The organism is Marinifilum caeruleilacunae, from assembly GCF_013141825.1.
Lineage (GTDB): Bacteria > Bacteroidota > Bacteroidia > Bacteroidales > Marinifilaceae > Marinifilum > Marinifilum caeruleilacunae.
Map to the genome: position 1 here is coordinate 302081 of NZ_RZNH01000001.1, position 9188 is coordinate 311268.

Genomic DNA, 9188 nt, shown 5'->3' on the forward strand with positions numbered 1-9188 from the left:
ACAGGTGACGGTCAACTGACCGCCACTGTGCCTCTCACACCACCGTACGTACGGGTCTCGTATACGGCGGTTCGTTAAGTTATGGGGAGTAGTAAATCACGTCTTACAGGCGTGATTTGTTTGTAAATATCGAGCATTGATTCATATCCACGTTGCTTCAAACGATCAATAGTAATTGTAGTTCTAAGAATTGGGCTTTGGCTGGTTGCCCAGCCTCCCGTACGAGTGCGAGACCATGCAAAGGCTTGCCCTAGTTCTACGCCTAAACGAATCAGGTTTTTCCGTTTTCGTTCTGGTTTCTTCCAGTGATGCCAGATGCAATATCTGAGCCTGTTGCGAATCCATCCATCAAGATCTTCGAGTTTGTTTAAAATACTTGCCATACGGAAAGCATTTACCCAACCTCGTTGAACTTCATTTAGTTTTTGAATACGCTCCTCAAAACTCATGGGTATCGTTTTTCTGGTAATGGCTTTCAGCTTTTGCTTTAATGCCTTCCAACTCTTCTTGGATACTACAAATTGGTATTTGCCTCGTTCACCTTTCTTATAAGTTGGTACAAAACCAAAGCCTAATAGCGTAAAATGAACTGGTCGGCGAATACCACTTTTTTCTCTGTTTATCTTCAATTTTAGTTTGTCCCTTAAAAACTTGTAAATCGAATTCCCTACTCTTCGAGCTTTCGATTTTGTTTTCAAGTAAATGCTGAAATCGTCGGCATAACGTACAAAGCGTAGCTTCTGCCGTTCAAGTTCTCTATCCAACTCATGCAACATGATGTTCGACAAAAGAGGACTTAATGGGCTGCCCTGTGGAACGCCTTTTCTGCGTTTGACCAATTTACCCTCAATTAAAATGGGAGCTCGAAGCCATTTGCGTATCAGGCGCATTGTAGTTTTGCATTTTATCTTTCGATAAAGCAATTGCAGTAAATAACAATGATCTACTTCATCGAAGAAGCTTTGCAGGTCAATATCTACAATATGCTGAAAGCCTTGGTTGATATATTCCTGAGCTTTTAAAGCTGCCTGATGTAAACTCCGATTGGGACGAAAGCCATAACTACTGTCCGAAAAATCAAACTCGAATTTTGCCGTGATAATTTGCAGCGCCGCTTGTTGGAGCAAACGGTCGGTTACGGTTGGGATGCCTAATAAACGCATCTTTCCGTTTCCTTTGGGAATTTCCACTCCCAAAATGGCTTGTGGCAAATACTCATCTGAGCGAACCCTTTCTAGCAACTCATCCCGATTGATCGACATGAGCTCTGAAAGTTTAGTTACGGGCATGTGGTCAACTCCTGCTGAACCGTGGTTCTTTTGGACTTGATACATCGCTCGTAGTAGGTTCTTTCCTGTTAGTATTTGCTCAATCATTTTTCTTTTCTTTCCCTGTCTCTCCTATTGCAAGGCTAGAGTCCGTAAACAGCTTCCTTACTACATTTGAAACAACTTAACGTTCAACCCTTCGCTACCTTGTGAGACCTCCACAATCTCTATTTGTGGCTCGTTTCCCGTAACTACTATGGTATCTGCTGACCTCTTGCCATAACCAACTCGTAGTTGACAAGATCTCCCCTGGTAAGAACATTTTCCTTCTATCTATGCCCGAAGCATCTACTAAAAACAGATTGTTGGTTACGGGCTTTGTAAAGATGTGCTTGCTTACCCTCTGTTTATAGCCTCATATGCTCTTTCTGTTCGTCGGTACAGATATTTGCAGTCCTGCTTCCTTCACTCTAACGGTCACCCATAACGAGCTTGCAGCTTGCTAACTGACTTCACCAACTTGCCAGTAAGGGACTTTCACCCTCTGGAAAAATTAACATACTTATTGTTAGCTATTTTGACCGAATATTTGCATATTTAATCTTTTTCAAGAGCTTACAGATAAGTGTGCTCTTGCTCATGCAGGGCACACACATTAAGAAAGCCAGGTATTTGTTGGATATCTGGCTTTATTTATTCCATAAATTGAGCTGAATTTTATCTTTTTTCCCTCACAATAGGCGCTATTTTCATGTAGCTATTTATTATTTGTATCCTAACTTTATATTTTACTTACTCCCCCGATTCTTCCAAAAACTCTTCAGCCACCCAACCTTCAATCTGTATTTTGCTCCAACCATTATGCGAACCTAGTACTTTGGTAGGAGTTTCCTTGTTCAAAACACCTTCTACTTCACCTTTCGGTGATTTTCTAAGATTTAACTTAGTGGCACTCACAACAGCATTGGTAGGTAAAACCTGATTTTCCTTAGCTGGTATACCTTCAATAATTTCGATCCAAACTCCTTCGCCATTTTCAATGGCATAAGCAACAACCGAATAAATGCGTTCATAGGCCTTGGCACTGCTACTCACAAATCCTTCGGCCACTTGGTTGTTATTGCTTCCATCGCCCAACAAAATGCAACCATCGGTATCTTTTTTTGTGTTTCCAACATGTATGTGTACAAATTCAAAGCCTGGCACATCCAACAAATGAAGCATACCACGGTGAATTTTTGGAAATTTCTGACTGTATCGATGATTTTGTCCACCTTCCGTTCTAAGGGTAATGCCATATATTCCCTCTGGGATACAAGTTTCACCAGGTATTTTTTCTTCTCTTACTGCATCCTCAAGCGTGTAACAAGCAAAATGCCCATCGATATACAACATACCCAGTGTTGTACTTGGCGACATACTGTATCGAATTAATTGTAGATTCATCTGTTCAAGTTAAAGGATAAGAACTCAAGTTATTAAGTAGATTACCAAATGTCAAGATCAATTACTTCACTTTTAATGATTCGGAAGGTCTGTAAATTTGCCTTCCCCTGTTTTTTATGATTGATATAAAATCCAAATAAACATTTTTTACCTTATTTACACACAAATCAACTTATAACATTATGCTCATCTATGTTTTATCAATACTATGTAAATAAATAAACTTCATTATTCCTTGCGTAAAAATGGGAAGAGATTTAGGTTTCAATATAAGACCTGCGCAGACTTTCAAACGCTAACCATACAAGATATGAGCTATATATCTGTAAATGACGAAAATCTGCGCAGGATCTGATCAACAAAATAATCAATGCCAATACTTTACATTAAGAGATATAAGTATCCACACTGTTTCTCTTAACAACAAACAAATGGCATTAACACTAGATCATTCGTTACATTATGAATCAATACGTAGTAGTTTAAAAGTTGAATTACAGAACATCTATCATTTCCTTAGCTCAACATTTTTTTAGTCGAGGTGAAATTAAAATTATTGTTAGAAAGAACAAAGTATTTATTATATTATTTTGTTAAAAATACTTAAAAAAACCAAATTAATCCATTTAACTTTTAAATATTTTTTATGATCTCTTGTTTTAGGCATGGATGTTGTTTATTTTTAGTGAGAACAAAAACACACCAAAAAAATTCACCCAAATGAAAAAGCTGCTTCTAATTCTTTTTTTAATGATTACAACTAGTGGCGCTTTTGCCGACACTTACTACCAGGATTCTTTAAAATGTCCATTGTGCGACAAAATATTTGAAATCACAGAAATGGGAAGTATGTCAAGCTTTGGAAGCACATACGATTTTCAAAAACAAGGAGCAGTTGGTGACTATTACAAGCTAATGGTTAAATCCTGTCCATGTTGCAGGTTCTCTGGTTACACTTCTGATTTTCTGAATTTTTCAAATCACTCAGATACCATTAATCTAATAAAACATGCACTTGTAAAATATGATACAATCGAGATGACGGATATAACTGAATGTGAACTAGCTGCTGACTTGTACAAATGTTTAGGCAGAAGTAAAGCCAACATTGGGCAATTGTACCTTAATGCCTCTTACTTATTGCGTTCAGATTCAACAAAAACAAATCAACGAATTCAAATGCAGGATAGTGCTGCAGTTTTTTTTATAAAAGCTCTATCTATGGAAGAGTTCGCTCCTAATCAGATCGCAACTATAGAATACCTTATTGCTGAAATGTATAGACGCACAGGAAAGTTTGAGAAAGCAATTGTCTATTATGACAAAGCAATTAACAATAAAGAACAAGCAGATTGGATTAAAGAAATTGCTACAAAACAAAGAATTCTCGCAATAAAAGAAGATGATAACAATGAAATTTAAACCCTTTATTAGAAACTCATCACCAAATCACAAACCAAAGCAAACCGAAAAATGAAACGCGCTTTACTAATGCTAATTGCCTCAATGGCACTCTTTATGGCCAGTAAACCTGGTCAACATCAAAATCAATTTGTACTCCATGGCAAGATTAAAGGAATTGATAAAGGAGAAATCATACTGCTAACATTTATCGATAAAAAAGGATTCCAACGTGATACCTCCAAAATTGAAAATGGAAACTTTTGTTTTACAGGCAACTTTCCGAACTTATTGAATGGCACCTTAAGACTAAAAGTAAAAAGAGCTGGTAAGGAGGTCATACTAAAGAAAGGCATCATGCTCGAAAATGTAAAAATGACTTTTGAAGGATCACTTAACGATTTTGAGAATGCAAAAATTAGTGGCTCTGTTGTTCATGATGATTATGAAAGATTTAAAATTGGGAAAAAGCAAGTCATGTTGAAATATGACAGAATAAAACAAGCCCTCCCAAAATACAATGCCAAAGCCAGCGATGAGGATAAAAAAGCTTTACAAGATAAATATACCAAAGTAAGAAAGGATCGCATTGCTGGCATCAGCCAATACGAAAAGCAGTTTATGCAACAAAATCCCAAAGCGCGCTTTTCAGCTTATTTGTTCCAGCAGGAAACATCATCTAAATCGTATGAACAAATGTACGAATACGTAAAAGACCTGCACCCCGACTTAAAAAAACAACCATACATTGCCAGTGTTTTACGAAAAGTAGAAAAAATGCGCAGCCTGGAAATTGGCCTGGATAAAATTATGGATGGCGTAAATCCAGTAAACTACCAGGTAGATAGCAAATACAAAGGCAAACGAGTATTAGATGTAATTTACCTGGCCAGTTTTAGCAACAATCAACTTTGTGCACTCAAGAAAGATGGCAACATTTTGATTATGGATGAGGAAGGCAAGATAATAAAACGCTTTAAACCTGCTATTTTGGGTAAACCAACTGCCATTTCGGTGGATGCAATGGACCAAATTTATGTACTATCGAGCGAAATGAAAATACTAAAGAAAAAAGTTCGCGGACGAATGGTATCAAAAGAACTACCGGTAGGTGTTAACTGCCAGATTTATTCAAAAGATGGGCAGCAAGTAAACCAATTCAAACTGGCAGGAGTTCATATCGCCTCGGGCAGCCGGGTGGTCGATGATCATTTAATAGTATCCGATTGCAAATTAAAGAAGATTCAAATTCACAAGCGCACAAATGGCGAATTGGTCAAAGAAATAGACGATATGAGAGCATGCTGTAATATTTTGGACTTTTCGGTAAATCAGAAAAAAGAAATTATTGTTGCCAACCTTGGTGCTTTTAGAGTGCAGGGTTTCGATTACAATGGAAACAGCCTGATGGCATTTGGCAAACGTGGCAAAGAGGTAGTGGATTTTCATGGTTGTTGCAATCCGGTAAGTGTTGCTAGCCTTTCAAACGGTGCCATAGTAACTGTTGAGAAAGATCCTACCCGAATAAAAATATACAGCAAACAAGGAGCCAAACAAATAGAAGGAATTGAGGAGCTGGTAAAAGGTTGCACCTTTATTCCAATGATTGTTGATGGCAATGACAATCTTTACCTGGCATCAGAAGAGAAAGGAATTGTGAAGTGTAGCATAGTACGATAACTCAAAAATTAAAATATGGAACCCATTGAAATCCTCATTTTTACTGCAATAGCCATTCTTGCTATTGTGGTAATTGCCTTGTTTATTTTCTTTAGCAAGAAGGCAATTATCAAACGGAAGCTTAAGAAATCGGAATTGAAAAGACTTTCGCGCTTTAGAAGCGGGGAAACTGCCAAAATTGTTGGAAAAGTAGAATTTGTGGACCCACCTTTAAAAGCACCTCTTACCCATCGAAAGTGCTCCCATTATCATGTAAAAATTGAAGAGAAAAAAACTTCGGGAAATAACAGCCGGTGGGTTACTTTGGTGAAGGAAGAAAAACAAGTTAGATATTTGATTAAAGATGGGATTAAATATGCCTACATCAACGATTCTTTCCTGAAATCTTACATTGTTCAGGATGCCAAATATTCATCTGGCTTTTGGACCGATCCTACCGAAAATGTGGAACATTTTTTAAGCAGCAAAGGAATCGACCCTACAGGATTTTTTGGTTTTAACAAAACCTTTCGCTGTAAAGAAGGAATACTGGAAGAGAATGAAGAAATTGCTGTGTATGGTCATGGTGAATGGAAAGATGCCGCTGAATTGGCCTTACCGGCGAAATATGGCAAAGTATTGGAAATTACAGCTACAGGAGAAGAAGCCATTTATCTTAGCGATGATCCTGATACGACAGAAGAACAGCCTCAAAACCATTCAACTAATCGAAGAACAGAAAATGCAAGAAAGGGTCGATATCGAAAATAACAATCAAAATAGCTTGTCGGCATTGATATGGCGTATCCAAAGTGAAACAACAATAAAAAATACGATATGAGAAAATTAAGCATGATGGCAATACTTGCACTGTTTTGCATGACAAGTTTTGCTCAAAAAAGAGATTTTAAAATAGAAGACAAATCTTTACTGATAAAACCGACCGAAATTGCAGCTAAAAAGTTTACAATAAAGGAAGTAAAAACAGCTTATGATCTTGCTTTAAACTTCTCCTATTTGCATCATCAATCCACTGGTTCAAAAAGTGAATTCTTAACACTCCCGATAGTTCTTATCGATGATCATCCGGTGTTCGAAAACCATCTGAAAGAAATCAAAATATCGAAAATAGCTCTATATAGTTTTAAAGGTGGAGAATCTGCTTCTGCAATATATGGTGCAAGAGGCAGCTATGGAGTTTTAACGATCAAAATGAAAAAAAATGATTGAGCCTGGCCCGAAAAAAAAGCAAAATTCAAGACCAACATTCAAGCAATTCTACCAATCGGAACACTGGAGCCTAAAAATACTTTACATGTTTGCCGGTGTATGCTTCCTGATTAATTTCTATTACATCATGAGTAATGAGCCTGTAGAAAATAAATTTTTCGGAATTGCTGCCTACGCTACAATGGCTTTTTTTGCTTTTAGATATGAGTTTGCTTGCAAGAAAGAAAAATCTGCCAAAGAAAAAATACTTGAATAGAGATAAAGTCTCAAAATAGAATTCTATCAGCAATAAACAGCATTCAATATTCAGTGATTAATTTTACCTAAACAAAACTACATTTGACATGAATATATAATGGCTTCATCAACATAAAATGATTTGATATTGTACAACAGATTTGATAACAAGTTAATTTTGTATGTTTACTAAGCTAATTTAAAATATCAAATCACATGAAAAAATTTTTACTACTAGTTGTTGTACTATTTATTGGTACAAGTGTATTTGCCCAGGATTCTCAATTTGGTATCAAGGGTGGTTTAAACTTTGCGAATTTTAAGGGAGACGATGTAGAAGATACGGATATGAAAACAGATATCTTTATTGGTGCTTTTGCAAGATTTGCAATTGATGAAAAGCTTGCATTCCAACCAGAATTGGTATACTCTCGCCAGGGATTTAAAATTGACGGAGATGGTGGCGATGCAACCTGGAAATCAAATTACATGAATATTCCATTGCTGCTTCGTGCCGGTTTAGCCGATAAATTCCATGCTCTTGTAGGTCCACAAATTGGTTTCCACTTAAGCTCTGAGGCTGAAATTAGTTCTGGTGGTTCCTCTTTAAGCGAAGATGCAGATGATCAGATGAAAGGTGTTGATTTAAGTTTTGCATTGGGTTTAGAGTACGACATTACTGATAAAGTAGCTTTAGGTTTACGTTATAACTTAGGTTTATCTAATATTATTGATGAAGATGATGCCAAGGTTCAAAACTCAGTATTCCAATTGGGCGTATCTCTTGCATTTTAATATCTACCAAAATTACAAGTTAAAACCTGTCCTAAGTGGCAGGTTTTTTTTATGAGCTTAAGTCCAACCAAAATTAAGTCGATTCCTGTTCTTAATATGCAAGAAGTATTCTATTTTTGTCGCAAATTTCAATAGCAAATCGAAAAACAAAACAAATGATCGACTTTAAAGTTGAAGAAGACAAGTGTATCGAATGTGGATTGTGTAAAGAAGATTGCCCTGTTGGGATCATTAAACTTACACCCAAAGCCAGCATTGCTCTGGAAAAGGAAAAAAACTGCCTGAAGTGTCAGCATTGTCTGGCAATTTGCCCGACTGCCGCCATCTCAATTCTTGGCAAAAAACCGGAAGATTCCATCTCATGCAAAGCCGAAGTACCATCGGCTACAGCGATGAGCAACCATATTAAAACCAGGAGATCAATTCGCAAGTTCAAGGCCGAAAATATCGATCCAGAGCTTATTCAGAAGGTAATGGAAACAGCATCGCATGCTCCAACAGGGCATAACGACAATGCAGTATTATTTTCGCTAATCGATAATATGGAAGACATGAACTTGTTTCGTGATGCCATTTATGCTGCCATTAAAAAAGCAGTGGAAGAAAAAAGGCTTCCAAGAAAATACTTCTCATTGGCTTCCTTTCAAAAAGTATGGGAAAAGACAGGCATGGATATCATTTTCCGAAATTCACCTCACCTGTTGATTGCAACTGCACCAGAAAAAGATGCTTCGCCTAAGGTTGACTCGATGATTACCCTTACTTATTTCGAATTTGCTGCCAATGCGAATGGACTAGGCACACTGTGGAATGGTATGGTAACCTGGGTAATCGAAGAAATTGATCCTTCGGTCAGAGATTTAATTGGTATTCCAAAGGATCACTGCATTGGTTACACGCTACTTTTTGGAAAGTCGGCCGTAAAATATGCCAGGGGAATTCAATCGGAAGGATTACATTTGAATAAAATTAGCCTGAAAAAATAAGCAAAAAGCCCTGTTCATAAATGAACTGCACCCCAAAAGTTGGACACAACATTTGGGGTGTTTTTATGACTAAAAAAAAGAGAAACAAATTTAGTATTGAGGATAGAGAACAAGCAGTTCTAAAAATACAGAACGAAGGAAGATCTTGCCTATCTGTTGCACGAGA

At 37.1% G+C, this 9188-nt stretch carries 9 protein-coding genes; 7 read left to right on the top strand and 2 right to left on the bottom strand.

What is annotated here, in order from left to right; genetic code table 11:
- Nucleotides 1–74: 74 nt before the first annotated feature.
- Together ltrA and ELS83_RS01380 are read right to left on the bottom strand one after the other, a co-directional pair.
- Nucleotides 75–1376, bottom strand: a complete 1302-nt coding sequence (ltrA, locus tag ELS83_RS01375) for a group II intron reverse transcriptase/maturase (RefSeq protein WP_171593702.1) — start codon at nt 1374–1376, stop codon at nt 75–77.
- 684 nt (nt 1377–2060) lie between these two features.
- Nucleotides 2061–2714 (bottom strand): DUF5675 family protein, encoded by a 654-nt coding sequence (locus ELS83_RS01380; RefSeq protein ID WP_171593703.1) that lies wholly within the window; start codon nt 2712–2714, stop codon nt 2061–2063.
- Nucleotides 2715–3434: 720 nt separating this feature from the next.
- On the opposite strand from ELS83_RS01380, the gene ELS83_RS01385 reads away from it, so the two are divergent.
- The 7 genes from ELS83_RS01385 to ELS83_RS01415 all read left to right on the top strand — a co-directional run bounded on the left by ELS83_RS01385 (nt 3435) and on the right by ELS83_RS01415 (nt 9022).
- Nucleotides 3435–4136 (top strand): DUF2225 domain-containing protein, encoded by a 702-nt coding sequence (locus tag ELS83_RS01385; protein WP_171593704.1) that lies wholly within the window; start codon nt 3435–3437, stop codon nt 4134–4136.
- Between the two features lie 51 nt (nt 4137–4187).
- The gene (locus tag ELS83_RS01390) at nt 4188–5795 is read left to right on the top strand and encodes a DUF4369 domain-containing protein (protein WP_171593705.1); all 1608 of its coding nucleotides are present in this window, start codon (nt 4188–4190) and stop codon (nt 5793–5795) included.
- A gap of 15 nt (nt 5796–5810) precedes the next feature.
- A complete protein-coding gene (locus ELS83_RS01395) occupies nt 5811–6545 on the top strand; it encodes a hypothetical protein (protein ID WP_216616297.1) in 735 nt (244 codons plus the stop codon).
- A 66-nt stretch (nt 6546–6611) separates the two neighbouring features.
- On the top strand, nt 6612–7004 hold the full coding sequence (locus ELS83_RS01400) for a hypothetical protein (protein ID WP_171593706.1): 393 nt from the start codon (nt 6612–6614) through the stop codon (nt 7002–7004).
- The gene (locus ELS83_RS01405) at nt 6997–7260 is read left to right on the top strand and encodes a hypothetical protein (RefSeq protein WP_171593707.1); all 264 of its coding nucleotides are present in this window, start codon (nt 6997–6999) and stop codon (nt 7258–7260) included. Before ELS83_RS01400 ends, ELS83_RS01405 begins: the two co-directional genes overlap by 8 nt.
- A gap of 197 nt (nt 7261–7457) precedes the next feature.
- Nucleotides 7458–8036 (top strand): porin family protein, encoded by a 579-nt coding sequence (locus tag ELS83_RS01410; RefSeq protein ID WP_171593708.1) that lies wholly within the window; start codon nt 7458–7460, stop codon nt 8034–8036.
- A 155-nt stretch (nt 8037–8191) separates the two neighbouring features.
- Nucleotides 8192–9022, top strand: a complete 831-nt coding sequence (locus ELS83_RS01415) for a nitroreductase family protein (RefSeq protein ID WP_171593709.1) — start codon at nt 8192–8194, stop codon at nt 9020–9022.
- Nucleotides 9023–9188: the final 166 nt, after the last annotated feature.